Consider the following 25,585-nt stretch of genomic DNA (forward strand, 5'->3'; position numbering starts at 1 on the left):
CCGACCGGGTACCCCGATCGGGCGGCACACACACGCGGCCCGGGGCGTCGCCGGGCCGCGTGTGCGGCGACGGCTCAGCCGTCGAGATCGCTTGCGATGAGGTCCGCGATCGCGTTCACGGCCGCCTCGGCACCGTCGCCGTCGGCCGCGACGACGACGGTGTCGCCGTGCGCCGCGCCGAGTGTCATCAGGTTCAGCACGCTCGACGCCGCCACCGGGGTACCACCGTCCTTGGCGACGGTGACCGGCACGGGCTGCGCCGCGGCGGCCTTGGCGACCTGTGCCGCGGGCCGGGCGTGCAGACCCACCTTGCTCGCCACCGTCACAGTGCGTTCGGCCACGTCGTCATCCCTTCTTCGTCGAGTCGTCGGTCGTCGAGGCGGTGTCGGTCGCGCTGGTGGTCTCGGCGGTCTCGGTTTTCTCGTCCGCCGAGGCCGCGCCTGCCTCGTCCTCCTCACGGCCGGGGGTGCGGAGGTTCCACTTGGTGATCACCCAACGGAACAGCAGGTAGTAGATGGCCGCGTACACCAGGCCGATCGGGATGAGCAGCCACGCGTTGCTGGCCGCCGGGGCACCCGAGTTCAACAGGAAGTCGATCCCACCGGCGGAGAACGTGAACCCGAGGTGGATGTCGAGCGCGTTCACCAGGGCGAGCGAGATACCGGTGAGCACCGCGTGGATCAGGTACAGCGGCCACGCGACGTACATGAAGGAGAACTCGATCGGCTCGGTGATACCGGTGAGGAACGCCGTGAGCGCCGCCGAGATCATGATGCCGCCGACGACCTTCTTCTGCTTCGGCCGAGCGGTCTGCCAGATCGCCAGTGCGGCGGCGGGCAGGGCGAACATGAAGATCGGGAAGAACCCGGTCATGAACGCACCGGCTTCGGGGTCGGCCTCGACGAAGAAGTTGTTGATGTCGCCGCCGTCGAGCACGAACCACACCGGCACGTTGAGCAACTGGTGCAGGCCGATGGGGATCAACAGACGGTTCAGGACACCGTAGACGCCACCGCCGACGACGGCGTCACTGGTGGCGAGTTCGCCGAGGCTCTGGATGCCGGCGTCGATCACCGGGAACACGAGGCCGAACACCACGCCCAGCACCATGAGCACGATCGAGTTGATGATCGGTACGAACCGTCGGCCACCGAAGAACGCGAGGTACGGCGGGAGCTTCACCCGGTAGAACCGCTGCCACAGCACCGCGGTCACCAGACCGACCACCACACCGGACAGCACGCTGTACGGCCACTTGATCGGGGCGAGGTACCAACCTGGCGTGGGCTCGAAGCCCTCCAGCTCCTCGATGGGGGCGAAGACTTGGACGACCTTGGTGAAGACGACGAAGCCGACCACGGCGGCCACGCCGGTGGAGCCGTCTCCCTTGCGGGCGAACCCGACGGCGATGCCGACCGCGAACAGCAGCGGCAGCCAGTCGAACAACCCGCCGCCCGCGGCGGCGAACACCTTGGCGACGTCGGCCGTGGCGTCCCACCGGCCGAGCATGTCGTCCTGGCCGAGTCGCAGCAGCAATCCGGCGGCGGGCAGGGCCGCGATCGGCAGCATGAGGCTGCGGCCGAACCGTTGCAGCCCCGCTAACTTCTTTCCTTTTCGCTTCTTCGTGTCGGTGGTGCTCACTGGTGTCCTTTCTGCACGTCCGTCCTGGTGGAGAGGGAAGTGGGGAGATCGTGACGGCTCCGGTCGCCGTCGGACGGGTCGAGCGCCACCGAGATCTGGTAACGGTCGCCCCGGTACCACGAGGTCGAGTCCTCCGCCGTTCTGCCTCGCAGGCCCGCGACCCGGCGGAAGGCGAGCAGTGGCGCGCCCGGCCGCAGGCCGAGCAGCTCGGCGAGTTCGCCGCGCGCGGTCTCGGCCGTCACGGTCTGGCGGGCGGAGTCGAACCGTACACCGCGGTGGTCGGCGAGCTGTGCGTACAGCGAGCCCGTCAGGTCGAGGGCGAGCACGTCACCCACGACGTCGGGGTGGTACCAGCCGTCCTCCACGGCGAGGGGGACGTCGTCGGCGAGTCGCACGCGCCGCACCCGGTGGGCGGGCCGGCCGGGCGCGAGGCCCAGCACCCGCCGGGTCGCCTCGGGCGGAACCTCCGTCGCGGCACACAGCACCCGGCTGCTCGCGCGCAGGCCTCGGCGGCGCATGTCGGTGGTGAACGACAGCAGGTGGAGCGACAGGTCGAGGCGCGGCGCCGTGGTGAACGTTCCCCGGCCACGGACCCGGTGCAACAGTCCTTCGTCGACGAGCCTGCCCACCGCGGTCCGCACCGTGAGCCGTGAGACGTTGTAGCGGGCGGCCAACTCCCGTTCGGAGGGAATCGCCGAGCCCGGGGGAAGATCGCGCGTCACCAGCGCGCGGAGGATGCCCCGCAACTGCTCGTGCTTCGGCGTCGGACCGTCGACGATGCGGTCGGCGGAGCGTGACGAGGCGTCACGACCTCGGCCCATGCTCCACCTCCGTACTTCTCCGTACTCGCCCCGACGGTCCGGAATTGGTACGTTCCGGTCTAGACCACTGGGCGATGGGGCAGAATGCTCCGCGGCCCGCTCAGGTGTCAACCACCGTTACGCGTTTGTGGCTGGACAACGAAGGAGACCGCGATGGCGGACGACAAGCCCGCAAAGATCCTCGCCGCGCTCGGCGGCGCCGACAACGTCGTCGAGATCGAGGGGTGCATCACCCGGCTGCGCTGCGAGCTGGAGGACGGTTCCGTCGTCGACGAGGCGGCGCTCAAGCAGCTCGGCGTGCACGGCGTGACGCGGATGGGCGACGTGGTGCAGGTGGTCGTCGGCCCCGAGGCCGACTCCATCGCCGAGGACATCCAGGACCTGCTGTGACTCTGGACGTGCAGAGCCCGGTGGCGGGCACGACGATCCCGCTGACCGACGTCCCCGACCCGGTGTTCGCGCAGGCGATGGTCGGGCCGGGCGTCGCGGTCCGACCCGAGGGCGGGCGGGCCGACGCGGTGTCGCCGATCGACGGTGTCGTGGCGACCCTGCATCCCCACGCGTTCGTCGTGGCCGGGGACGACGGTCGTGCCGTGCTGGTGCATCTGGGCATCGACACGGTGAAGCAGAAGGGCGAGGGATTCACCCTGCATGTCGTCAAGGGTGAGGCGGTTCGCGCCGGTCAGCCGGTGATCGGCTGGGACCCGGACGCCGTGCGGGCCGCCGGGTACTCGCCGGTGGTGCCGGTGGTGGCGCTCGACGCCGCGGCCGACGCGCTGTCGGACCTCGCCACCGACCGGACGGTCGCGGCGGGAGACTCCCTTTTCACCTGGAGCGCTTGAGCAGCCTGTGTCAGGCCGTGACGATGTCGTTGCCGCGGACCTCCACGTCGATCCGGGGCAGCGGCTCGTCGGCCGGACCTCCGCGCACCTCCCCGGTGTAGGGGTCGAACAGCGAGTTGTGGCACGGGCAGTGGAGCTGCTCGCCCTCCGGCTTCACGGTGCAGCCCTGGTGGGTGCACACGGCGCTGAACATGGCCACCTCGTCCTTCGCGGGACGCGAGATGATCGCCTTGCGACCGTCCGGAGTGGTCACGGCCTTGGAGGAGCCGACGCTCAGGTCGTCCAGGCGGGCGATCCGGGTTCCCTTCGGGACACTGGTCGGCGGCGTCCCGTCGGTCCCCGGCCCGGAGCAGGCCGCGAGCGCGGCGGTTCCCAGCGCCGCACCGGCCACAGTGGCCCCGGTGGTGAGTACGGTTCGGCGGGAATGCGCGTGACCGGTCATGTGTCCTCCCGTGTCGTTCGTTGCCGTCGACTCCTCCGCTGACGGTGTGAGACGTCGATTATCCGCAGGTGACGCGGCGATCCAAGCCTTCGCTGGTCGAGGGAGACGGAAAACACGCACGGTGAGACGCCGCGGACCTGCCGTCGCCGGTGTCGCCCGGCCGAGTGGAAACCCGTCCTGTGAGGAACCGAGGGGTACCGTTCGCTGCCCGGCTCGCTTGTGTCCGAACGAGATCCGGCCGACGCTGACGGGCATGAACTGGGGGATGCTCGCCGTGGTCGGCGTCGCAATTGTCAGCATCGGAATCGTGACGGGATGGTGGGCGGCTCGCCTGCTCGACAAGGGGGTCAGGCCCGCCCCGGTGCCGGCCTGGGGTTGTGCCGTGGGAACCGGCGTGCTCTGGGCGGTGGTGTGCGCGCTGGCCCACCGTGGGACGTGGCCGCCGTGGTGGACGCCGGTGCCCCTGGCCGCCACCGCCTTCGCCGTCCCGCTGGCGCTCGCGGACCTGCGGCATCGCCGCCTGCCCGCCGTGCTCACCATCCCGTCGTACCCCCTCGGAGCCGTGGCCGTCGCTGTCGCCGCGTTCTCCGGCCCGGGGGTCACGCTGCTGGTCACCGCCGTGGTCGGCGGCGTGGCCGCGTGGGGTGTGCACGCCGTGATCCACCGGGTGGCGCCGACCTCCCTCGGCGCGGGGGACGTCACGTTGTCCGGCAGTCTCGGGCTGCTCGCCGGAGCTGCGGGGTGGCCCACGCTCGTGGTGGTCACGGTGCTCGCCTCGGCGGTCACGGCGGTGCTCGCGGGAGTCGGGCTGGCGGCCCGCGTTCTCAGGTGGCGGGACGGTGTTCCCCACGGGCCGGGGCTGCTCGCGGCCACCTGCGTGGGAGTCCTGTTCCCGGGTGGACTCCCGTCGGTGGGCAGCTGACGACACGTTTTCGGCACGTGACAACATGGGCACTGTGTTGCGTTGGATAACCGCTGGTGAATCGCATGGTCCGGCCCTCACCGCCATTCTCGAAGGCATGGTGGCGGGCGTGGAGATCACGACCGACGAGGTGAGCGCTCAGCTCGCTCGTCGTCGACTCGGCTTCGGTCGCAGCCCCCGTATGGGCTTCGAGGCGGACCGGGTGGAGTTTCTCGGCGGTGTCCGGCACGGGCTCACCCAGGGCGGGCCGATCGCGGTGAAGATCGACAACACCGAGTGGCCCAAGTGGGAGAAGGTGATGGCCGCCGATCCCGTGGACCCGGCCGAGCTCGACGGACTGGCGCGCAACGAACCGCTGACGCGGCCCCGGCCCGGCCACGCCGACCTGCCCGGGATGCTCAAGTACGGCTTCGACGAGGCCCGTCCGGTGCTGGAACGGGCCAGCGCGCGGGAGACCGCGTCCCGCACGGCGCTCGGCACGGTGGCCAAGGCGTTCCTGCGGCAGCTCCTCGACGTCGAGATCGTGAGCCACGTCGTGTCGATCGGCAGGGCGACGGCACCGGAGGGACCGCTTCCCGGGCCGGAGGACCTCGCCACGGTCGACGAGAGCCCGGTGCGGGCGTTCGGCCAGGAAGCCACCGAGGCGATGATCGACGAGGTCGACCGGGTCAAGAAGGCGGGCGACACGGTCGGCGGAGTCGTCGAGGTGATCGCGTACGGCCTGCCGCCGGGTCTCGGCTCCCACGTGCACTGGGACCGCCGTCTCGACGCGCGGCTCGCGGGCGCGCTGATGGGCGTGCAGGCGATGAAGGGCGTCGAGATCGGTGACGGTTTCACCACGGCACAGCGGTGGGGGAGCGAGGCACACGACGAGATCGACGCGGGAGGCACCTACGGCGTCACTCGCCGCAGCAACCGCGCCGGTGGGCTCGAAGGCGGCATGACGAACGGGGAACCCCTCCGCGTTCGCGTTGCCATGAAGCCCATCTCGACCGTCCCGCGTGCACTGTCCACAGTTGACGTCACGACCGGTGAGGCCGCCGTCGCCATCCACCAGCGCTCGGACGTCTGTGCCGTGCCCAGGGCCGGTGTGGTGCTGGAGTCGATGGTGGCGTTGGTCCTCGCCGACGCCGCCCTGGAGAAGTTCGGCGGGGACTCGCTGGCCGAGTCGCGACGCAATGTCGGCGCGTACCAGGACAGCATCCGGGAGTTCTGGGAGCGACCGCAGCCGTGAACGACGAGACCACCGAAGGCCCGATCGTGCTGGTCGGCCCGCCCGGCTCGGGCAAGAGCACGGTGGGTCGCCTGCTCGCCGACCGACTCGGGGTCGACTTCCACGACGCGGACGCCGACATCGAGCGGGAGCAGAACCGCACGATCTCCGACATCTTCGCCGCCGACGGCGAGGAGACGTTCCGTGCGATCGAGGAGGAGACGGTCGAGCGGGGGCTGCGTGACTACAGCGGTGTCTACGCCCTGGGCGGCGGAGCCGTGTTGTCCGAACGCACCCGAGCCCGCCTGAGCGGGCACACCGTCGTCTTCCTCAACGTGGGAATGGCCGAGGGCGTGCGGCGGACGGGCCTGTCCAGCGCCCGCCCGTTGCTGGCCGGGGTGAACCCCCGGGCCACCTACAAGGCGCTGCTGGACGCCCGGCTTCCGATCTACCGGTCGGTGGCGACGATCGAGATCGACACCAACGGCCGCACCCCCGACGACGTGGTCACCGAGCTCGCCGCCGGTCTGCGTGCGGCGACGCAGTGAGGAGAGAGCCATGACCGACCCCGTCCGTATCGCGGTGCGGGCCGCGCAGCCGTACGACGTCGTCGTGGGGCGGGGCCTGCTCGGCGACCTCACCGAGGCCGTCCGGGACGCCTCGAAGGTCGCGATCATCCATCCGCCGACGCTCACCACCACGGCCGAGGCCGTGCGGGACGAGCTGGCCCAGGCGGGGCTCGACGCACACCGCGTCGAGATCCCGGACGCCGAGGACGGCAAGGCGCTGTCCGTGGCCGACTTCTGCTGGGAGGTGCTCGGCCGGATCGGCCTCGATCGCCGGGGCGTCGTGGTGGGACTCGGCGGCGGCGCCGTCACCGACCTCGCCGGGTTCGTCGCTGGTACGTGGATGCGTGGTGTGCGCCTGGTCAACGTGCCCACCACGTTGCTGGGCATGGTCGACGCGGCCGTCGGCGGCAAGACCGGCATCAACACCGACGCGGGCAAGAACCTCGTCGGCGTCTTCCACGAACCGTCGACCGTGCTGGTGGACCTGGCCACGCTGGAGACGCTGCCCCGCAACGAGCTGGTCGCGGGCATGGCGGAGGTCGTGAAGGCGGGCTTCATCGCCGACCCGCGCATCCTGGAGCTGATCGAGGCGGACCCCGCCGCCGCGACCGACCCGACGGGCGACACCATCGCCGAACTCGTGCGCCGGTCCATCCAGGTCAAGGCTGACGTCGTCTCGGCGGACCTGCGCGAGAGCGACCTGCGCGAGATCCTCAACTACGGTCACACGCTCGGCCACGCCATCGAGCGCCGCGAGCGGTACCGGTGGAGGCACGGGGCGGCTGTGAGTGTGGGACTCGTGTTCGCCGCCGAACTCGCCCGGCTCGCGGGACGCCTCGACGACGCGACCGCCGACCGCCACGCCGCCGTACTGCGCTCGCTTGGCCTGCCCACGAGCTACGACGCCGACGCGCTGCCCCAGCTCATCGAGTCGATGCACTCCGACAAGAAGACCCGCTCGGGCACGTTACGGTTCGTCGTCCTCGACGGTCTCGCCAAGCCGAGCCGGTTGGAAGGACCCGACCCCGCGCTGCTCGCGGGTGCCTACTCCGTGATCGCGGGAGGCGCGGCCGACGGGGGAGTGCTGCTGTGATCGTGCACGTGCTCAACGGTCCCAATCTGGGCAGGTTGGGGACCCGGGAGCCGGACGTCTACGGCTCGACGACCTACGCCGACCTGGTGCGGCTGTGCACCGACACCGGAGCGGAACTCGGCCTCGACGTGACCGTGCGGCAGACCGACCACGAGGGCGAGCTGGTGGGCTGGCTGCATGAGGCCGCCGACCTGGCCGCGCCGGTGATCCTCAATGCCGGGGCATGGACGCACTACTCGATCGCCGTGCGCGACGCGGCGGCACAGTTGCGGGCGCCGTGGCTGGAACTGCACATCAGCAATGTCCACGCGCGCGAGCCGTTCCGCCACCACAGCGTGCTCTCCGACATCGCCACCGGAGTTGTCGCCGGCCTCGGGGTGGACGGCTACCGCCTCGCGCTGCGCTGGATCGCCGACAACGCCCGCTGACGCCTCGCTCGCGATCTCTAGACTGGCTGGCGTGCCGTCGGTTCGCGGTGCAGGGGGAAGTGGGAGGTTCGGCCGATCACCATGGGCACATGCCGTCGTCGCAGGTCGTCCCGCCGGACAACGCGGAGCGTGGCGCTCGCGCTCGTCGCGGTGCTCGCCGTGGCGTGCACGGCAGGTGAGGCGGCGCCGCGCAGCGACCGCCCCCTCGTCGCTCCCACCGACGCAGGGCCGTCCGGTGAGGCCACGCCACCAGCCGATCCGGTCGCGTTGGCCGTGGACTCCCAGCGCGGGGGCGAACACGTGGTGGCCCGTGGTGGCGCCGACGCGGTGTACAACTACGGCCCCACGCTGATCACCGACGGCGGCACGGTGCGGATGTGGTGGTGCAGCCAGTACGGCAGTGCCCCGCCCGCTGGCGACGACATCCTGTACGCGGAGGCCGACCGCCCCGAAGGGCCGTTCTCCGGCCCGGGCGGCGGCAGCGTTCCCGCCGTGTTCTCCGGCAACCCCGGCGGCTTCGACGCGATGCACACCTGCGACCCGTCCGTTCTGCGCGTCGACGGGACCTACTACCTCTACTACACCGGGGCGGCCGGCGACCACGCCCACCGCAACGCGATCGGAGTCGCCACCAGCCAGGACGGCCTGCACTGGAAACGGGTGACGGACGGGCCGATCGTCACGCAGGCCGGGGACACGATCCGCGACAACACCTACGGCGTCGGACAGCCCGCGGCTGTGTATCTCGACGGCTGGTTCTACCTGATGTTCACCGACACCACCGGCCAGGCCGCCGGCTGGAACGGCGCCGGGCAGTTCGTGCTGCGCTCGCCCGACCCGCTGTTCGCGACGACGGTCGAGGCGTTGGGCCCCGACGGCTTCACCGCGGTGGAGTCCACGGCCGCGCCCCGCACCCGGTCGGTCGTCGACGCCTTCAGCGCCGACCTCATGTGGGTCGACGCGTTGAGTGCGTTCGCCATCGCGCACCAGACCGCCGACGGCACGCGACTGACCTTCTGGAACCGCGACTTCACCGCCCAGCCCTACCTGCCCGTGGTCATCCCCACGACCTGGGAGGAGGGCCCCGGACTGGTACGCCAACCCGACGGGCACGCCCCCACCTCGACCGAGGACGTGTGCGGGCGCGTGCCGTTCGACGTCGTCCACGCCACGGTCATCGGTCGGGCCGACGCGCCGACCGACCTGCGGCACTACGGCCTCGACGTCCACGGCATCGACGGCTGCGGGCGACCGGACCAAGCGCTGGCGGTGCTCGACGGAGTCGCCATGCCGTCACCGGTGCGCACGATGGACCTGGTGGTCGGTGGTCGCGTCGTCCGGGTGGACCGGCGTTCGGTGGCCACCGCGCTCGCCGACCGGGTACTCGACGAGCGCGTCCCGTCGCTGGACGAGGTGCCCGTGGCCGCACGACTGGGCGCCGGGGCACGGGCCGTCAGCGCGGAGGGACGCGGTGTCGGCTTCGTCCTCGACGACACGTTGTGGCCGGTGTCGTCGGCCGAGGCCGTGGCCGCCAACGACTCGCAGGTCGAGGTCATCGGGCCGGACCAGTGGGACGCCTACCCGAAGGGCCCGACACTCGGTCAGTGAGCCGGTTCGGCCTCACGACGCGGGCGCGGGCGAGGAGAAGGCTTGCGCGGGCCGTCCTCGTCGTCCTCGGCCGAGTCGGTGTTGTGGTAGCGAGCGCGGAGCCGCCCACCCACCAGCAGTCCGAGTCCGGCGGGCACGAGCACGAGCAACGCCGTGAAGGCCGCGCCGCCCGTGAGTGCGGACGCGAGGGCGCTGACGCCCGTGCGGTCGACGAACACGGCCTTGCCCAGGACGGTGAGCACCCCGGCGCCCACGCCGGCGACCAACGCCGCGATGAACCAGGTGCGGCCCGCCTCGGAGAGTCCGGTCCAGGCGTCGATGGCACTCCACAACGCGACGGTGCCCACGAGCAGCGCCAGCGCGATCACGGTGACCAGAGTGCGGTCGGTCGGCTGGAAGACGGCGAACTTCGCGGCGGCGACAGCGGCAGCGGCATGCAGCACGGCCATGCCGAGTCCGCGGCTGATCCAGGTCGGCATCTGCGTCACTGTACTGATCGGACGTTGTCGGCGGAATCGGTTCCACCGTGATCGTGATCGGTTCACCGGCGGCCTAGACTGACTCGGTGCCCGAGATCCATGCCACGCGACGCCGCGCTCTGCGCGAACGGGTCGTCGATGCCGAACTCGATGCCCTGCTCGTCACCGACCTGCGCAACATCCGGTACCTGACCGGCTTCACGGGATCGAACGCCGCTCTGCTGGTGCACGTCGACGGCGACGAGCGCAGCGTCTTCTGCACCGACGGCCGTTACACGACCCAGGCCGAGGCGCAGGTGCCCGACCTGCGCAGGGTCATCGAACGACCGAGCGCGCTCGCGCTGGTGGCGCAGGCGGCCACCCACCTGTCCCGTGGCTCGGTGCTGGGCTTCGAGAGCCAGCACGTCAGCGTGGAGGACCACGCCGCGTTCACGGACGCGGCGGGCGAGCTGCTCCTGTCCCGGGCTCCCGGGCTGGTGGAGAGGCTGCGCGAGGTGAAGGACGAGGTCGAGATCGCCGCACTGCGCACCGCGTGCGCGGCGGCCGACCGGGCGCTGGCGGATCTGCTGGAGCACGGAGGACTGCGTCCGGGGCGAACCGAACGCGAGGTCGCCCGTGACCTGGAGAACCGGATGGTCGACCACGGCGCGGACGGCGTGGCCTTCCCGTCCATCGTCGCCGCCGGTGCGAACTCGGCGATCCCGCACCACCGGCCGACCGACGCCGTGCTCGCGGCGGGCGACTTCGTGAAGCTCGATTTCGGCGCGGTGGTGGACGGGTACCACTCCGACATGACGCGCACGCTGGTCCTCGGCGAGCCCGCGCAGTGGCAGCGCGACCTGTACGCACTCGTCGCGGCGGCGCAGGCCGCGGGGACCGACGCCGTCCGTCCCGGGTGGGAGGTGTCGGCCGTGGACGCCGCCGCGCGTGACGTGATCGTCGAGGCCGGGTACGGCGAGCAGTTCACCCACGGGCTCGGCCACGGTGTGGGACTGGACGTGCACGAGGCACCGAGTCTGGCGAAGACCGGCGTCGGTACACTGTCGGCCTGCATGGCGGTCACCGTGGAGCCGGGGGTCTACCTGGCGGGACGCGGTGGCGTCCGCATCGAGGACACGCTCGTCGTGCGGGAGGGCACTCCAGAGCTCCTCACCATGAGCACCAAGGAACTCGTGGTCGCCTAGTAGTGGCGGCCCCACCCGACACAGGAGAACGCACACTCGTGGCCACCACCAACGACCTCAAGAACGGCATGGTCCTCGTCCTGGACGGCCAGTTGTGGTCTGTCGTCAACTTCCAGCACGTGAAGCCCGGCAAGGGCGGCGCCTTCGTCCGCACGACGTTGAAGCACGTCATCAGCGGCAAGGTGGTGGACAAGACGTTCAACGCCGGCACCAAGGTGGAGACCGCCACGGTCGACCGGCGGAACATGACCTACCTCTACAACGACGGCACCGACTACGTCTTCATGGATGCGGAGACGTTCGAGCAGATGGAGCTCTCCTCCGACCTGGTCGGTGACGCGGCGAACTACCTGCTGGAGAACACCGAGGTCCAGGTCGGCCTGCACGACGGCACCCCGCTGTACGTCGAGCTGCCGACGTCGGTCGAGTTGACGATCGAGCACACCGACCCGGGTCTGCAAGGCGACCGCTCCACCGGTGGCACGAAGCCCGCGCGGCTGGAGACCGGCGCCGAGATCCAGGTGCCGCTGTTCCTCAGCAGCGGCGAGAAGGTCAAGGTCGACACCCGCGACGGTCGTTACCTCGGCCGTGCCTGAGCTGCGGACGACCACGGTGAACGACGAGTCGACACCATCGCGCCCCCGCCGTCGCGGGGGCATCAGCCGTCGCGCGTCCCGGCGACGCGCGGTGGAACTGCTGTACGAGGCGACCCAGCGCGAGACCGACCCGGTGACCTTGCTGGCGGACCGCGTCGGCTCGGTGCACGCCGACCCCATCAGCGACTACACCATCACGCTGGTCGAGGGTGCCGGTGAGCACCGCGAGCGCATCGACGAGATCCTGGAGGAGCACGCCCAGGGCTGGTCGCTGAAGCGCATGCCTCCGGTCGACCTCGCGGTTCTGCGGATCGGCCTCTACGAGCTGCTGTGGCGGGAGGACGTGCCCGACCCGGTGGCGATCGACGAAGCGGTGGGCATCGCCAAGGAGTTGTCGACGGACGACTCCCCGCGTTTCGTCAACGGCGTGCTCGGGCGGATCGGCACGATCGCCGATCGCCTGCGCGCGGTCCTCTGACGGCCGTCTCGGCCGTCCCCGGTGGTTCGGACGCGAGGACCGCGCAACCGACGCCGCGACGACTGCGGTCCGTCGCGGTGGGGTGCAGGGACACTCCGCCGCGACGGCCGAGACGTCATTCCTCGGTGGAAGGCCGGGCCTCCGGAGGCAGCACACCCCAGTCGATGAGCTGCTCGGTCAGCTCGCCCGGCGTCATGTCGTAGATGATCGCCAGCGACCGAAGGTCCTCGGTGCGGATCGACAGCACCTTGCCGTTGTAGTCACCACGCTGACTCTGGATGGTGGCGGCGTAGCGCGCGAGCGGACCGACCTTCTCAGCCGGAAGCTGCTGCAGCCTCTCCAGATTGATCACGATCTTGGTGGCGGGTTCGGCACCGGACGGCACCCTGCCCTCGGGCAGCAACTCGACCACCGGAACCCCGTAGAAGTCGGCGAGCTCGGCCAGCTTCTGCACGGTCACCGCGCGGTCGCCCCGCTCGTAGGAGCCGACGACGACGGCCTTCCAGCGGCCACCCGACTTCTGCTCGACCCCGTGCAGGGACAGACCCTGTTGCTGGCGGATACCGCGGAGCTTGGCCCCGAGCGCCTTGGCGTAATCGCCCATGTGGTGGTTCTCCGTTTCCTCGCCCCGATGCGGCCACCGCTGACCGACAGGGAACACTTCTCCCGAATACTCAGAGTAATGGTTACGCCTTGTCGTCACCAGGTCAAGCAGATCATCGCCGCCTGGGGTTACTCACCGAGACAGACCACCCGTAAGGGCGAGGTAACTAACCTGCTACCGTCGACGAGGTTCACCAGCGGAACCAGCGAAAAGACATCCTTTAAGGACCCGTCCAGCGAGGCGGGGAAGGAGACCTTCCGTGGCGTCACGCTCACGTGGCGCGACCGGATCGGCTGCTGAGCGAGAGCTGCTCTCAGCCGGGGACGTCGCGCGCACCATCGCCCGAATGGCCCATCAGGTCATCGAGAAAACCGCGCTGGGTGCTGAGGACATGCCTCCACCCGTGTTGCTCGGAATCCCGACCAGGGGAGCGCCTCTGGCCGAACGCCTCGGCGCGAAAATCACCGAATTCTCCGGCGTGACAGTGCCCACGGGCACGCTCGACGTCACGCTCTATCGCGACGATCTCCGTCGCAAGCCCGCGCGTCCGCTCGCTCAGACCCGACTGCCGAGCAGCGGGATCGACGACCGCATCGTGGTGCTTGTCGACGACGTTCTCTTCTCCGGCCGCACGATCAGGGCCGCCCTCGACGCGTTGCGCGATCACGGCAGGCCCCGGGCCGTCCAGCTCGCGGTGCTGGTCGATCGCGGGCACCGGGAACTGCCCATCCGCGCCGACTACGTCGGCAAGAACGTCCCGACCTCGCGGTCGGAGGACGTGTCGGTGCTGCTCGACGAGACGGACGGCCGCGACGCGGTCCTGTTGGGGGCACGATGAGGCACCTGCTCTCCACCGACGGCCTCGACGCCGACACGGCGAAGGCCGTGCTCGACACGGCCGACGAGCTGAAACGGACGTTGCTGGGCCGGGAGGTCCGCAAGTTGCCGACGCTGCGCGGGCGCACCGTCGTCACGTTGTTCTACGAGAACTCCACGCGCACCCGGGTGTCGTTCGAGATCGCGGGCAAGTGGATGAGCGCCGACGTGATCAATGTGTCGGCGAGTTCGTCGTCGGTCGGCAAGGGCGAGTCGCTGCGGGACACCGCGCTGACGCTCGCCGCGGCCGGGGCGGACTGCGTGGTGGTGCGGCACCCGGCGTCCGGGGCGGCTCACCGGCTCGCCGACTGGTTGCGCGAGACGGGCACGAGCGTGGTCAACGCCGGTGACGGCACCCACGAGCACCCGACGCAGGCGTTGCTCGACGCGGCGACGCTGCGGGAGCGGCTCGGCGACCTCGCGGGGCGGCGGGTGACGATCGTCGGTGACGTCCTGCACAGCCGGGTCGCGCGGTCGAACGTGCACCTGCTGGCGACCCTGGGTGCGGAGGTGACGCTCGTCGCGCCGCCGACCCTGCTGCCGGTCGGTGTGGAGGCGTGGCCGGTCACGGTGTCGCACGACCTCGACTCCGCTCTCCCCGCTGCCGACGCGGTGATGATGTTGCGGGTGCAGGCGGAGCGCATGCACGGAGGTTTCTTCCCGACGGCACGCGAGTACTCGATCGCGTACGGCCTGAATGAGACACGAGCGCGGTTGCTGCCGGAACACGCCGTGGTGTTGCACCCCGGGCCGATGCTGCGCGGTATGGAGATCGCGTCGGCGGTAGCGGACGCGCCGAGTGCGGCGATTACGGAACAGGTACGCAACGGCGTGCACGTGAGGATGGCGGTGCTGTATCACCTGCTGGCGGGAGACGGAGGCGACCGTGACTGAGGTTCGGTGGGCAGTCAGGGGCGCCGACCGGGTGCGGGTGTCCCGCGGGGAATGGAGGCGACCGTGACTGAGGATCGGTGGGCAGTCAGGGGCGCCGACCGGGTGCGGGTGTCCCGCAGGGAACGGAGGCGACCGTGACTGAGGATCGGACTGGGAGCGTCCTGCTGCGGCAGGTGCGGCCGTACGGCGAGGGCGAGCCGGTCGACGTGCTCGTCTCCGACGGTGTCGTCGCCGAGGTCGGCCGGATCGATCCGCCGTCCGGCGTCGAGGTGATCGAGGGGGCGGGACACGTCCTGCTCCCCGGGTTCGTGGATCTCCACACCCACCTGCGGGAGCCGGGGCGGGAGGACACCGAGACGATCGACACCGGCTCCGCCGCGGCCGCGTTGGGTGGCTACACCGCCGTCTTCGCCATGGCGAACACCGACCCGGTGGCGGACAACGCGGTGGTGACCGACCACGTGTGGCGTCGGGGGCGTGAGGTCGGGCTCGTGGACGTGCACCCGGTGGGTGCGGTCACCGTGGGGCTCGCCGGGGAACGCCTGGCCGAGATGGGCACGATGGCGAACTCGGCCGCGGGTGTGCGGATGTTCTCCGACGACGGACACTGCGTCGCGGACCCGCTGGTGATGCGGAGGGCGCTGGAGTACTCGACGGCGCTCGGCGTGGTGGTGGCCCAGCACGCGGAGGAGCCTCGGCTCACGGTCGGCGCGCAGGCGCACGAGGGCGAGCGCGCGGCGCGACTCGGATATCCGGGGTGGCCCGCGTCGGCGGAGGAGTCGATCGTCGCCCGGGACTGTGTGCTGGCTCGGCACGCGCGAGCGCGCCTGCACGTGTGCCACGTCTCGACCGCGGGCACCGTCGAGGTGTTGCGGTGGGCGAAGGAGCAGGGCACCGACGTGTCGGCGGAGGTCACACCGCACCACCTGTTCCTCACCGACGAACGCCTCGCGACGTTCGACCCGGTGAACAAGGTCAACCCGCCGCTGCGCACCGAGCAGGACGCCCAGCGGATGCGCCAGGCCCTCGCCGACGGCGTGATCGACTGTGTGGCGACCGACCACGCTCCTCACGCGGCTCAGGACAAGGACACCGAGTGGGCTGCCGCGAGGCCGGGCATGTTGGGCCTGCAGACGGCGCTGTCGGTGGTCGTGGAGACCATGGTGCGCCCCGGCCTCCTCGACTGGCGCGGGGTGGCGCGAGTGATGAGTGAGCGACCCGCCGAGATCGTCGGTCTGCCCGACCAGGGCAGGCCACTGGCGGTGGGGGAACCCGCCAATCTCGTCCTTGTGGACGAGGACGCGGAGTGGACGGTTCGCGGAGCCGAGTTGGCGAGTCGCGCGACCAACACGCCGTACGAAGGGCTGCGGCTGCCTGCCGTGGTGAGCGCCACGCTGCTGCGCGGGCGTGTGACGTCGCGCGAAGGGAAGATTGTGTAATGGAACGGCTTCTGCTGACACTGCTGTGCTTCGCGTTCTTCGCACTCTGCCTCTTCGGTATGTGGCGTGGGTGGCGACGAAAGGCCCGCGCTCAGAGCGTGCTGGTTCCGCCGTTCCCCGCCGTGCCCGACGAACCGGGCGAGGTGGTGCTGGAGACGCGGGGACTGTACGTCAGCACGACGATGGCGGGGCACTGGCAGGACCGCATCGTCACGCGGGGCGCCGGAATGCGCGGCCCCGCCGAATTGCGCCTGTATGAGGGCGGGGTCGAGGTCGACCGCGCCGGTGCGCCGAGTTTCTGGATCCCGCGTGACAGTGTCGTCCGCGTCGGTACGGCCAAAGGAATGGCGGGCAAGGTCATGGGCACGGAGAGCCTGTTGGTGGTCACATGGCGTCTGGGAGACGTCGAGCTCGACACCGGACTGCGAGGTGACGACCTTTCCGTCTACCCGCAGTGGATCGAGCAGGTCAAGGGAGGTGCCCAGGTATGACCGGCCCGCACACCGCCGCCGCACTCGTGTTGGAGGACGGGCGAATCTTCAGAGGAGTCGCCTACGGCGCTCGGGGACGCACGCTCGGTGAGGCGGTCTTCTGCACCGGGATGACCGGGTACCAGGAGACGCTGACCGACCCGTCGTACCACCGGCAGATCGTGGTGCAGACGGCGCCGCACATCGGCAACACCGGGTGGAACGACGAGGACGACGAGTCGCAGCGGATCTGGGTCGCGGGCTACGTCGTGCGGGACCCGGCCCGGGTTCCGTCGAGCTGGCGTGCCACGCAGTCGCTGGACGACGTTCTCGCCGACCAGGGTGTGGTGGGAATCGCCGAGATCGACACGCGCTCCCTGACCAGGCACCTGCGGGAGCACGGGTCCATGCGTGCGGGAATCTTCTCCGGGGACGCCGTGACCACGGACGACGAGATGGTCGCCCAGGTGCTCGCGAGCCCAAGGATGAAGGGCTCGGATCTCGCCCGCGAGGTGACCACCGCGCAGCCGTACGTGGTGCCCGCGGTCGGTGAGGCCCGGTTCCGGGTCGCGGCTCTGGACCTCGGGATCAAGGCCAACACGCCGCGGCAGATGGCGCAGCGGGGCATCGAGCTGCACGTGCTGCCCGCGAACAGCACGCTCGACGACCTCCTCGCGATCGAGCCCGACGGGGTGTTCCTCTCGAACGGGCCCGGTGACCCGGAGACCCAGCGCGACGCCATCGAGCTGACGCGGAGCGTGCTGGAGCGGAGGCTGCCGCTGTTCGGCATCTGCTTCGGCAACCAGATCCTGGGCCGCGCACTCGGCCTGTCGACCTACAAGATGCGGTTCGGTCACCGCGGCATCAACGTCCCGGTGCTCGACACGGCGACCGGTCGGGTCGCCATCACCTCGCAGAACCACGGCTTCGCGCTGGAGGGCGAGCCGGGGCAGCGGTTCGACTCGCCGTTCGGCAAGGCGCACGTGAGCCACTACTGCGCCAACGACGGCACCGTCGAAGGGCTGCGGTGCGAGGAGGTCCCGGCGTTCTCCGTGCAGTACCACCCCGAGGCCGCCGCGGGCCCGCACGACGCGGCGCCGCTGTTCGACGACTTCGTGACCCTGATGGAGGCCCGCCATGCCCAAGCGCACTGACATCGAGCACGTGCTCGTCATCGGGTCCGGGCCGATCGTCATCGGCCAGGCCGCCGAGTTCGACTACTCCGGCACCCAGGCCTGCCGGGTGCTGCGGTCCGAGGGGCTGCGGGTGAGCCTGGTCAACTCCAACCCGGCCACGATCATGACCGACCCCGAGTTCGCCGACTCGACGTACGTCGAGCCCGTGACCCCGGAGTTCGTCGAGAAGGTCATCGTCGCCGAGCAGGAGAAGGGCAGGCCGATCGACTCGCTGCTGGCCACCCTCGGCGGTCAGACGGCGTTGAACTGCGCGGTCGCACTCCACGATCGCGGGGTGCTGGAGAAGTACGGCATCGAGTTGATCGGTGCCGACATCGACGCCATCCAACGCGGTGAGGACCGGCAGAAGTTCAAGGACATCGTGCGCGCCGTCGGCGGTGAGGTGCCGCGCAGCGCCGTGTGCCACTCCATGGAGGAGGTCCGCGAGACCGTCGCGGAGGTCGGGCTCCCGGTGGTGATCCGCCCGTCGTTCACCATGGGCGGCCTCGGTTCCGGTATGGCGCACACGACCGAGGAACTGGAGCGCATGGCCTCGATCGGGCTGGAGGAGAGCCCGGTCACCGAGGTGCTCATCGAGGAGAGCGTGCTCGGCTGGAAGGAGTACGAGCTCGAACTCATGCGCGACCGCCACGACAACGTGGTGATCGTGTGCTCGATCGAGAATGTCGACCCGATGGGCGTGCACACCGGTGACTCGGTGACCGTGGCGCCGGCGATGACCCTTACCGACCGCGAGTACCAGCGGATGCGGGACCTCGGCATCGCGGTGCTGCGTGAGGTCGGTGTCGACACGGGCGGCTGCAACATCCAGTTCGCCGTCAACCCGAAGGACGGCCGCATGGTCGTCATCGAGATGAACCCCCGTGTGTCGCGGTCGTCGGCGTTGGCGTCGAAGGCCACCGGCTTCCCCATCGCCAAGATCGCCGCGAAGCTGGCCATCGGCTACACGCTCGACGAGATCAGCAACGACATCACCGGCGAGACGCCCGCGTCGTTCGAACCGACGCTCGACTACGTCGTCGTCAAGATGCCGCGCTTCGCGTTCGAGAAGTTCCCGGGCGCCGACCCCGAGCTGACCACGACGATGAAGAGTGTCGGCGAGGCGATGTCCCTGGGGCGCAACTTCCCCGAAGCTCTGGGCAAGGCCATGCGGTCGCTGGAGACGAAGGCCGTCGGGTTCTGGACCAGGCCCGACCCCGAGGGCGCGACGGTGGAGTCGACGCTGGAGGAACTGCGCACACCCCACGAGGGGCGTATCTACACGGTGGAGCGGGCCCTGCGGCTCGGCGCCACGGTGGAGCAGGTGCACGAGGCCAGCGGCGTGGACCCGTGGTTCCTCGACCAGATCCAGTTGATCGGCGAGGTCGGCGCGCAGCTACGGGACGCTCCCGTGCTGGACGAGGGGCTGCTGCGTCGGGCCAAGCGCATCGGGCTGTCCGACCGGCAGATCGCGGCCCTGCGGCCGGAGCTGGCCGGTGAGGACGGCGTCCGGGCGCTGCGGCACCGGCTCGGGGTACGGCCCGTCTTCAAGACGGTGGACACGTGCGCCGCCGAGTTCGAGGCGAGGACGCCGTACCACTACTCGGCCTACGAGACCGATCCCGGCGCGGAGTCCGAGGTCGCCCCCCAGCGCGAGAAGCCCAAGGTGCTGATCCTGGGCTCGGGTCCGAACCGGATCGGCCAGGGCATCGAGTTCGACTACTCGTGCGTGCACGCCGCGCTGGCGCTGCGGGAGGCCGGGTTCGAGGCCGTGATGGTCAACTGCAACCCGGAGACGGTCTCGACCGACTACGACACCTCCGACCGCCTGTACTTCGAGCCGCTCACGTTCGAGGACGTGCTGGAGATCGTGCACGCGGAGCAGGAGTCCGGCGACGTCGTCGGGGTCATCGTGCAGCTCGGTGGTCAGACGCCACTGGGTCTCGCTCAGCGGCTCGCGGACGCGGGCGTGCCCGTGGTGGGGACGCCGCCCGAGGCCATCCACCTCGCGGAGGAGCGTGGCGCGTTCGGTGACGTGCTGACCGCCGCCGGGCTGCCCGCCCCGAAGTACGGCATGGCGACGTCGTTCGACGGCGCCCGCGCGATCGCCGACGAGATCGGCTACCCGGTGCTGGTGCGGCCGTCGTACGTGCTGGGCGGCCGGGGCATGGAGATCGTCTACGACGAGGAGTCGTTGCGCGGCTACATCGAGCGCGCCACGGAGGTCACCCCCGAACACCCGGTGCTGGTCGACCGGTTCCTCGACGACGCCATCGAGATCGACGTCGACGCGCTCTACGACGGTGAGGAGCTCTTCCTCGGCGGCGTGATGGAGCACATCGAGGAGGCCGGCGTGCACTCCGGCGACTCGGCGTGCGCCCTGCCGCCGATCACCCTGGGGCAGACCGACCTGGAGGCCGTCCGCCGGTCGACCGAGGCCATCGCCAAGGGAATCGGCGTGCGCGGGTTGCTCAACGTCCAGTACGCCCTCAAGGACGACGTGCTGTACGTGCTGGAGGCCAACCCGAGGGCCTCGCGCACCGTGCCGTTCGTGTCGAAGGCCACCGCGGTGCCGCTGGCGAAGGCGGCGGCGCTGCTCATGACGGGCTCGTCGATCGCGGACCTGCGGGCGCGCGGCGTGTTGCCCGCGGAGGGCGACGGCGGCCTGCTGCCGGTGGGATCGCCGGTGGCGGTGAAGGAGGCCGTCCTGCCCTTCCACCGCTTCCGCACGCCCGAGGGACACGGCGTGGACTCCCTGCTCGGCCCGGAGATGAAGTCGACGGGCGAGGTCATGGGTGTCGACGTCTCGTTCGGCGAGGCATTCGCGAAGTCACAGGCGGGTGCGTACGGCTCGCTGCCCACGCACGGCACCGTGTTCGTGTCGGTGGCGAACCGCGACAAGCGGTCGTTGGTCTTCCCCGTGAAGCGTCTGGCCGACCTGGGTTTCCGGGTCGTGGCGACGGCGGGCACGGCCGAGGTGTTGCGGCGCAACGGCATCGAGTGCGCGGTGGTGCGCAAGCACTACGAGGGCAGCACGCCGGAGGAGCCGAACATCGTCGAGGTCATCCTCGACGGCGGGGTCGACATGGTGATCAACACGCCGTACGGCAACAGCGGCCCGCGCGTGGACGGCTACGAGATACGGACCGCGGCGGTGTCCCGGGGCATCCCGTGCATCACCACGGTGCAGGGGGCCGCGGCGGCCGTGCACGGCATCGAGGCCCTGATCCGCGGTGACATCGTCGCGCGCTCGTTGCAGGAGTTGCAGGCCACGGTGCGCCGGGTGACCCGCGCGTGAGCGGCGACGCGAACCGGTCCTTCGGTGCTCGCCTGTCCGAGGCGATGGCCGAGCGGGGACCGCTGTGCGTGGGGGTGGACCCGCATCCGGCGTTGTTGGAGGCCTGGGGACTGCCCACGGACGTCGGCGGGCTCGAACGCTTCGCTCTGACGGCCACGGAGGCCCTCGCGGGCTCCGTGGCCGTCCTGAAGCCCCAGTCGGCGTTCTTCGAGGCGTACGGGGCCGCAGGTGTCGCGGTGCTCGAACGGGTGCTCGCCACGGCCAGGGACGGGGGAGCGCTCGTCCTGTTGGACGTCAAGCGCGGCGACATCGGGTCGACCATGGCGGCGTACACGGCCGCGTACCTCGCCGACGGCGCGCCGTTGGCGGCGGACGCGATCACGGTGTCGCCGTATCTCGGCTTCGGCGCGTTGAACGTCGCGGTGGAGCAGGCACGCCGTAGCGGGCGCGGGGTCTTCGTCCTCGCGCGCACGTCCAATCCGGAGGGTTTCCCCGTCCAGCGGGCGATCGCCGACGGGACGACGGTCGCTCAGTCCATTGTGGACGAGGCGGCCGCGTGCAACGAAGGCGCGGACCCGCTCGGTGACGTGGGAGTGGTCGTGGGTGCCACCGTGGAGCCGGGTGAGGTGGTCCTCGATCGCCTCAACGGCCCGATCCTCGCGCCGGGTTTCGGGGCTCAGGGTGCCACCGTCGAGGACCTGCGTCGGGTCTTCGGTGCGAACGCCCGGGGACTGCTGCCCACGTCGTCGCGGGAGATCCTGCGGCACGGCCCCGACGTCGCCGCGCTGACCGCCGCCGCCGAGCGGACGCGGGACGCTCTCGCTTCCATCTTGCCGTAAACGCCTGTGGCGCCGGAACAAGCCCTGGTCCGACCGTATTTTGATCTTGCACTACGCTACGCGTCGTGGCGTCAGGCGGGGTGTTCCGGCGCAACAGGAAATGCTTCGGATTCCGACCTTGCGGCCCATGTCTGCGAGCGTTTCCGTGAGTAGGGTCGTTCGTGACCGTGTCCTGGCGCGGTCGGCATCACCCCCGCATTGAGAGACCAGGTCGAGGGTGGGTACGGTCGCCACACCCACCCAGAATTTTTGAGTAACACCGGAGGAAAACGTGGCACTTCCCCAGCTCACCGAGGAACAGCGTGCTGCGGCGCTGGAGAAGGCCGCCGCCGCCCGTCGCGCTCGCGCGGAGCTCAAGGAGAGGCTCAAGCGTGGCGGTACCACCCTCGCCGACGTGCTGAAGCAGGCCGACGAGGACGAGGTCCTCGGCAAGATGAAGGTCTCCGCTCTGCTGGAGGCTTTGCCGGGCGTGGGCAAGGTGCGTGCGCAGCAGACGATGGAGCGGCTGGAGATCGCCACCAGCCGTCGTCTGCGTGGTCTCGGCGACCGGCAGCGCAAGGCGCTGCTGGCCGAGTTCAGCGGCGAGTGAGTGAGCAGGTTCACGGCTCGAGCGCGGCCGGCTCCCCGGCCGGCCGCGCGGTGAACGGTGAGTCGGTGCCCGGCGAAAGCCCCCGGCGCCGACTCACCGTCGTGTCGGGCCCGTCCGGCGTCGGTAAGTCGAGTGTCGTGGCCGAGTTGCGACGACTGTGTCCCGACATCTATTTCAGCGTGTCGGTGACCACCCGACCCCCGCGCGCGGGCGAAGTCGACGGGGAGCACTACCACTTCGTCGACCGGGAGACCTTCGAGGCGATGGAACGCGGCGGCGAGCTGCTCGAACACGCCGAGTTCGCGGGCAATCGGTACGGCACGCCCCGGGCTCCCGTGGAGCGGATGCTGGCCGAGGGCCGGCCCGCCGTGTTGGAGATCGAGCTCAAGGGCGCCCGGCAGGTGCGTCGGGCCATGCCCGAGGCGCAGCTCGTGATGCTGTTGCCGCCCTCGTGGGACGAACTGGTCGACCGGCTCACCGGCCGGGGCACGGAACACGACGACGCCGTGAAGGCCCGGTTGCGGGAAGCCGAACGTGAACTCGCGGCGGCGGACGAGTTCGACGAACGCATCGTCAACGCCGACGTGCGAACCGCCGCACGCCAGTTGCTAAGCTTGGTGACTGGCCGAACCACCGCATGCGACGAGACGGAGCACAGTCAGTGACCGCGATTACGCTGGGCGCGCAGGGTGAGCAGCTCGAAGGCATCACCAACCCGCCCATCGACGACCTGCTCGAAAAGGTCAGCTCCAAGTACGCCCTCGTGATCTACGCCGCCAAGCGCGCCCGTCAGATCAACGACTACTACGCGCAGCTCGGCGAGGGCCTGCTGGAGTACGTGGGACCGCTCGTGGAGCCGGGTCCCCGCGAGAAGCCGCTGTCGATCGCTCTGCGCGAGATCCACGCGGGTCTGCTGGAGCACACCGAGGGCGAGTAGTCCGCCGGTGGGAACCCGACCCCGCGTCGTTCTCGGCGTCGGTGGCGGCATCGCCGCCTACAAGGCGTGCGAGGTGCTGCGCGGACTCACCGAGACCGGCCACGACGTTCGCGTCGTCCCCACCGCCTCCGCCCTGAACTTCGTCGGGGCTGCCACCTTCGAGGCGTTGTCGGGGCATCCGGTCAACACCGGCGTGTTCACCCAGGTGCCCGAGGTGCAGCACGTGCGCGTCGGCCAGGAGGCCGATCTCGTGCTGGTGGTTCCCGCGACGGCGGACCTCCTGGCGCGCGCGGCACACGGGCTGGCCGACGACCTGCTCACCAACACGCTGCTCACCGCCCGGTGTCCCGTGGCGTTCTTCCCCGCCATGCACACCGAGATGTGGGAACACCCGGCGACGCAGGCCAATGTGGCGTTGCTGCGGTCGCGCGGGGCCGTGGTGACCGAGCCCGACTCGGGACGGCTCACCGGCAAGGACACGGGCAAGGGGCGGTTGGCGCACCCGCAGGAGATCGTCGATCTGGCACGCCTGCTGCTCGCTCGGCCCGACGCGTTGCGCCGCGACCTCGAAGGTCTGCGTGTGGTGGTGTCGGCGGGCGGGACGCGGGAGCCGTTGGACCCGGTGCGTTTCCTCGGCAACCGGTCGTCGGGCAAGCAGGGCTACGCCCTCGCCAGGGTCGCCGCGCAACGCGGGGCCGAGGTGACGCTCGTGGCAGCACACACCGCGGCGTTGCCCGATCCGGCCGGGGTGCACCTGGAGCGTGTCTCGACGGCGGCGGAGCTGGAGGGTGCCGTGAACGCGGCTGCCGCCAAGGCAGACGTCGTCGTCATGGCGGCGGCGGTGGCGGACTTCCGTCCCACCGAGCGCGCCGAACACAAGATCAAGAAGAAGGACGACGGCTCGGCGCCGACGGTGACGTTGGCTCGCAACCCCGACGTCCTGGCGGGCCTCGTGGAGCGCAGACGGCCCGGTCAACTCCTGGTCGGCTTCGCGGCCGAGACCGGCGACGAGCACGGCAGTGTGCTCGACCACGCGCACAAGAAGCTCAAGCGCAAGGGTGTCGACCTGCTGGTGGTCAACGCCGTCGGCGAAGGCCGCGCGTTCGAGGTCGACGAGAACACCGGGTGGCTGCTGTCCGCCGACGGTGCCGAACGGCGTATCCCGATGGGCGCCAAGAGCGAACTCGCGACCACGGTGTGGGACGCCGTGTCGGAGTTGCTGCGTGACGGAGAACGGCGCCAGTAGGCTGACGTCCCAGCGACACGTCGAGTGAGGTTGGGGCGAAAATCCGTTGGGTGCGTCGAACCGTAGGTTGTTCACGTCGGAGTCGGTGACCGAGGGACATCCGGACAAGGTCTGCGACTCGATCAGCGACTCGATCCTGGACGCGTTGTTGAGCAAGGACGCGAACAGTCGGGTCGCCGTCGAGACCATGATCACCACCGGTCAGGTGCACGTGGTCGGCGAGGTGACCACGGAGGCGTACGCCGACATCCCGACGATCGTGCGCGACCGGGTGCTGGACATCGGTTACGACTCGTCGGTGAAGGGATTCGACGGCGCGTCGTGCGGGGTCAACGTGGCCATCGGTTCGCAGTCGCCGGACATCGCGCAGGGTGTGGACACTGCCTACGAGACGCGGCTCGACCAGGCCCTCGACGAGTTGGACCGGCAGGGTGCCGGTGACCAGGGGTTGATGTTCGGGTACGCGTGCTCGGACACCCCCGAGTTGATGCCGCTGCCGATCGCGCTGGCCCACCGGTTGGCCCGGCGACTCACAGCCGTCAGGAAGGACGGCACGCTGCCGTACCTGCGGCCGGACGGCAAGACGCAGGTCACCATCGAGTACGAGGGCGACCGCCCGGTGCGGCTGGACACGGTGGTGGTGTCCAGCCAGCACGCGGAGGGCATCGACCTCGACAAACTCCTCGCGGTCGACGTCGCGGAACACGTGGTCGGCCCGGTGCTGCGCGAGATGGACTGGGAGCAGGAGGACACCCGACTGCTCGTGAACCCCACGGGTCGGTTCGTGGTCGGTGGTCCGATGGGTGACGCGGGGTTGACCGGTCGCAAGATCATCGTGGACACCTACGGCGGGATGGCGCGGCATGGTGGTGGCGCGTTCTCGGGCAAGGACCCGTCGAAGG

General features: G+C 70.3%; 29 protein-coding genes. 23 read left to right on the plus strand and 6 right to left on the minus strand.

Features of this window, described 5'->3' with window-relative positions:
* Positions 1-74 precede the first annotated feature (74 nt).
* From JAV51_RS14555 to JAV51_RS14565, 3 genes are read right to left on the minus strand one after another with little or no spacing between them, the layout of a single operon-like run.
* A complete protein-coding gene (locus JAV51_RS14555; protein ID WP_197321252.1) occupies positions 75-341 on the minus strand; it encodes an HPr family phosphocarrier protein in 267 nt (88 codons plus the stop codon).
* Between the two features lie 4 nt (positions 342-345).
* On the minus strand, positions 346-1,641 hold the full coding sequence (locus tag JAV51_RS14560) for a PTS transporter subunit EIIC (protein ID WP_197321253.1): 1,296 nt from the start codon (positions 1,639-1,641) through the stop codon (positions 346-348).
* Positions 1,638-2,462 carry a GntR family transcriptional regulator gene (locus tag JAV51_RS14565; protein ID WP_197321254.1) on the minus strand — a complete coding sequence of 275 codons (825 nt, stop codon included), beginning with the start codon at positions 2,460-2,462 and terminating at the stop codon, positions 1,638-1,640. Before JAV51_RS14565 ends, JAV51_RS14560 begins: the two co-directional genes overlap by 4 nt.
* 153 nt (positions 2,463-2,615) lie before the next feature.
* On the opposite strand from JAV51_RS14565, the gene JAV51_RS14570 reads away from it, so the two are divergent.
* The gene (locus JAV51_RS14570) at positions 2,616-2,852 is read left to right on the plus strand and encodes a glucose PTS transporter subunit EIIB (RefSeq protein WP_197321255.1); all 237 of its coding nucleotides are present in this window, start codon (positions 2,616-2,618) and stop codon (positions 2,850-2,852) included.
* Positions 2,849-3,304: a PTS glucose transporter subunit IIA gene (locus JAV51_RS14575; protein WP_197321256.1), complete on the plus strand. Its 456-nt coding sequence runs from the start codon at positions 2,849-2,851 to the stop codon at positions 3,302-3,304. The genes JAV51_RS14570 and JAV51_RS14575 overlap by 4 nt, the downstream gene beginning before the upstream one ends.
* 10 nt (positions 3,305-3,314) lie before the next feature.
* On the opposite strand, the gene JAV51_RS14580 is transcribed toward JAV51_RS14575, so the two are convergent.
* Complete coding sequence (locus tag JAV51_RS14580; protein WP_197321257.1) at positions 3,315-3,746, minus strand: ubiquinol-cytochrome c reductase iron-sulfur subunit; 432 nt, start codon at positions 3,744-3,746, stop codon at positions 3,315-3,317.
* Between the two features lie 253 nt (positions 3,747-3,999).
* Here JAV51_RS14580 and JAV51_RS14585 point away from each other — a divergent pair, with 253 nt between their 5' ends.
* From JAV51_RS14585 to JAV51_RS14610, 6 genes are all read left to right on the plus strand, one after another.
* Positions 4,000-4,668 (plus strand): prepilin peptidase, encoded by a 669-nt coding sequence (locus JAV51_RS14585; RefSeq protein WP_197321258.1) that lies wholly within the window; start codon positions 4,000-4,002, stop codon positions 4,666-4,668.
* Between the two features lie 34 nt (positions 4,669-4,702).
* Positions 4,703-5,902: a chorismate synthase gene (gene aroC, locus JAV51_RS14590; protein WP_197321259.1), complete on the plus strand. Its 1,200-nt coding sequence runs from the start codon at positions 4,703-4,705 to the stop codon at positions 5,900-5,902.
* Positions 5,899-6,429: a shikimate kinase gene (locus JAV51_RS14595; protein WP_197321260.1), complete on the plus strand. Its 531-nt coding sequence runs from the start codon at positions 5,899-5,901 to the stop codon at positions 6,427-6,429. The genes aroC and JAV51_RS14595 overlap by 4 nt, the downstream gene beginning before the upstream one ends.
* Positions 6,430-6,439: 10 nt before the next feature.
* Positions 6,440-7,543 carry a 3-dehydroquinate synthase gene (gene aroB / locus JAV51_RS14600; protein WP_197321261.1) on the plus strand — a complete coding sequence of 368 codons (1,104 nt, stop codon included), beginning with the start codon at positions 6,440-6,442 and terminating at the stop codon, positions 7,541-7,543.
* Entirely contained in the window at positions 7,540-7,971 is a 432-nt protein-coding gene (gene aroQ, locus JAV51_RS14605; RefSeq protein WP_197321262.1) for a type II 3-dehydroquinate dehydratase, read from the plus strand. The genes aroB and aroQ overlap by 4 nt, the downstream gene beginning before the upstream one ends.
* An 81-nt stretch (positions 7,972-8,052) precedes the next feature.
* On the plus strand, positions 8,053-9,579 hold the full coding sequence (locus JAV51_RS14610; protein WP_197321263.1) for a beta-xylosidase: 1,527 nt from the start codon (positions 8,053-8,055) through the stop codon (positions 9,577-9,579).
* On the opposite strand, the gene JAV51_RS14615 is transcribed toward JAV51_RS14610, so the two are convergent.
* Positions 9,573-10,028: a hypothetical protein gene (locus JAV51_RS14615; protein ID WP_231642305.1), complete on the minus strand. Its 456-nt coding sequence runs from the start codon at positions 10,026-10,028 to the stop codon at positions 9,573-9,575. The genes JAV51_RS14610 and JAV51_RS14615 overlap by 7 nt on opposite strands.
* A 116-nt stretch (positions 10,029-10,144) precedes the next feature.
* Between JAV51_RS14615 and JAV51_RS14620 the strand changes: the two genes are divergently transcribed.
* Genes JAV51_RS14620 through nusB form a run of 3 tightly spaced genes read left to right on the plus strand, consistent with a single transcriptional unit; the run spans position 10,145 to position 12,316 of the window.
* A complete protein-coding gene (locus JAV51_RS14620) occupies positions 10,145-11,242 on the plus strand; it encodes an aminopeptidase P family protein (protein ID WP_197321265.1) in 1,098 nt (365 codons plus the stop codon).
* A 38-nt stretch (positions 11,243-11,280) separates the two neighbouring features.
* The gene (efp, locus tag JAV51_RS14625; RefSeq protein WP_197321266.1) at positions 11,281-11,838 is read left to right on the plus strand and encodes an elongation factor P; all 558 of its coding nucleotides are present in this window, start codon (positions 11,281-11,283) and stop codon (positions 11,836-11,838) included.
* A gap of 16 nt (positions 11,839-11,854) precedes the next feature.
* Positions 11,855-12,316, plus strand: a complete 462-nt coding sequence (gene nusB, locus JAV51_RS14630) for a transcription antitermination factor NusB (RefSeq protein WP_197321291.1) — start codon at positions 11,855-11,857, stop codon at positions 12,314-12,316.
* A 115-nt stretch (positions 12,317-12,431) separates the two neighbouring features.
* Here nusB and JAV51_RS14635 read toward each other — a convergent pair whose 3' ends face one another.
* Positions 12,432-12,920 carry a transcriptional regulator gene (locus tag JAV51_RS14635; protein WP_005437450.1) on the minus strand — a complete coding sequence of 163 codons (489 nt, stop codon included), beginning with the start codon at positions 12,918-12,920 and terminating at the stop codon, positions 12,432-12,434.
* Between the two features lie 259 nt (positions 12,921-13,179).
* On the opposite strand from JAV51_RS14635, the gene pyrR reads away from it, so the two are divergent.
* The 12 genes from pyrR to metK all read left to right on the plus strand — a co-directional run.
* On the plus strand, positions 13,180-13,758 hold the full coding sequence (gene pyrR / locus JAV51_RS14640) for a bifunctional pyr operon transcriptional regulator/uracil phosphoribosyltransferase PyrR (protein ID WP_197321267.1): 579 nt from the start codon (positions 13,180-13,182) through the stop codon (positions 13,756-13,758).
* Entirely contained in the window at positions 13,755-14,690 is a 936-nt protein-coding gene (locus JAV51_RS14645) for an aspartate carbamoyltransferase catalytic subunit (RefSeq protein WP_197321268.1), read from the plus strand. Before pyrR ends, JAV51_RS14645 begins: the two co-directional genes overlap by 4 nt.
* 134 nt (positions 14,691-14,824) lie before the next feature.
* Entirely contained in the window at positions 14,825-16,129 is a 1,305-nt protein-coding gene (locus JAV51_RS14650; RefSeq protein WP_197321269.1) for a dihydroorotase, read from the plus strand.
* On the plus strand, positions 16,129-16,620 hold the full coding sequence (locus JAV51_RS14655; protein ID WP_197321270.1) for a transporter: 492 nt from the start codon (positions 16,129-16,131) through the stop codon (positions 16,618-16,620). Before JAV51_RS14650 ends, JAV51_RS14655 begins: the two co-directional genes overlap by 1 nt.
* A complete protein-coding gene (gene carA / locus JAV51_RS14660) occupies positions 16,617-17,753 on the plus strand; it encodes a glutamine-hydrolyzing carbamoyl-phosphate synthase small subunit (protein WP_197321271.1) in 1,137 nt (378 codons plus the stop codon). Before JAV51_RS14655 ends, carA begins: the two co-directional genes overlap by 4 nt.
* A complete protein-coding gene (gene carB, locus JAV51_RS14665) occupies positions 17,737-21,072 on the plus strand; it encodes a carbamoyl-phosphate synthase large subunit (RefSeq protein WP_197321272.1) in 3,336 nt (1,111 codons plus the stop codon). The genes carA and carB overlap by 17 nt, the downstream gene beginning before the upstream one ends.
* Complete coding sequence (gene pyrF, locus JAV51_RS14670) at positions 21,069-21,911, plus strand: orotidine-5'-phosphate decarboxylase (protein WP_307845892.1); 843 nt, start codon at positions 21,069-21,071, stop codon at positions 21,909-21,911. The genes carB and pyrF overlap by 4 nt, the downstream gene beginning before the upstream one ends.
* A 271-nt stretch (positions 21,912-22,182) precedes the next feature.
* Complete coding sequence (gene mihF, locus JAV51_RS14675; RefSeq protein WP_005437476.1) at positions 22,183-22,500, plus strand: integration host factor, actinobacterial type; 318 nt, start codon at positions 22,183-22,185, stop codon at positions 22,498-22,500.
* Positions 22,497-23,165: a guanylate kinase gene (gene gmk / locus JAV51_RS14680; protein ID WP_197321273.1), complete on the plus strand. Its 669-nt coding sequence runs from the start codon at positions 22,497-22,499 to the stop codon at positions 23,163-23,165. Before mihF ends, gmk begins: the two co-directional genes overlap by 4 nt.
* Complete coding sequence (rpoZ, locus tag JAV51_RS14685; protein WP_231642209.1) at positions 23,138-23,437, plus strand: DNA-directed RNA polymerase subunit omega; 300 nt, start codon at positions 23,138-23,140, stop codon at positions 23,435-23,437. The genes gmk and rpoZ overlap by 28 nt, the downstream gene beginning before the upstream one ends.
* Before the next feature lie 7 nt (positions 23,438-23,444).
* Complete coding sequence (gene coaBC / locus JAV51_RS14690; RefSeq protein ID WP_197321274.1) at positions 23,445-24,683, plus strand: bifunctional phosphopantothenoylcysteine decarboxylase/phosphopantothenate--cysteine ligase CoaBC; 1,239 nt, start codon at positions 23,445-23,447, stop codon at positions 24,681-24,683.
* A 46-nt stretch (positions 24,684-24,729) separates the two neighbouring features.
* The coding region (metK, locus tag JAV51_RS14695; protein ID WP_197321275.1) for a methionine adenosyltransferase at positions 24,730-25,585 on the plus strand (856 nt) is incomplete at its 3' end.

Source organism: Saccharomonospora sp. NB11, from assembly GCF_015910535.1.
Taxonomy (GTDB): domain Bacteria; phylum Actinomycetota; class Actinomycetes; order Mycobacteriales; family Pseudonocardiaceae; genus Saccharomonospora.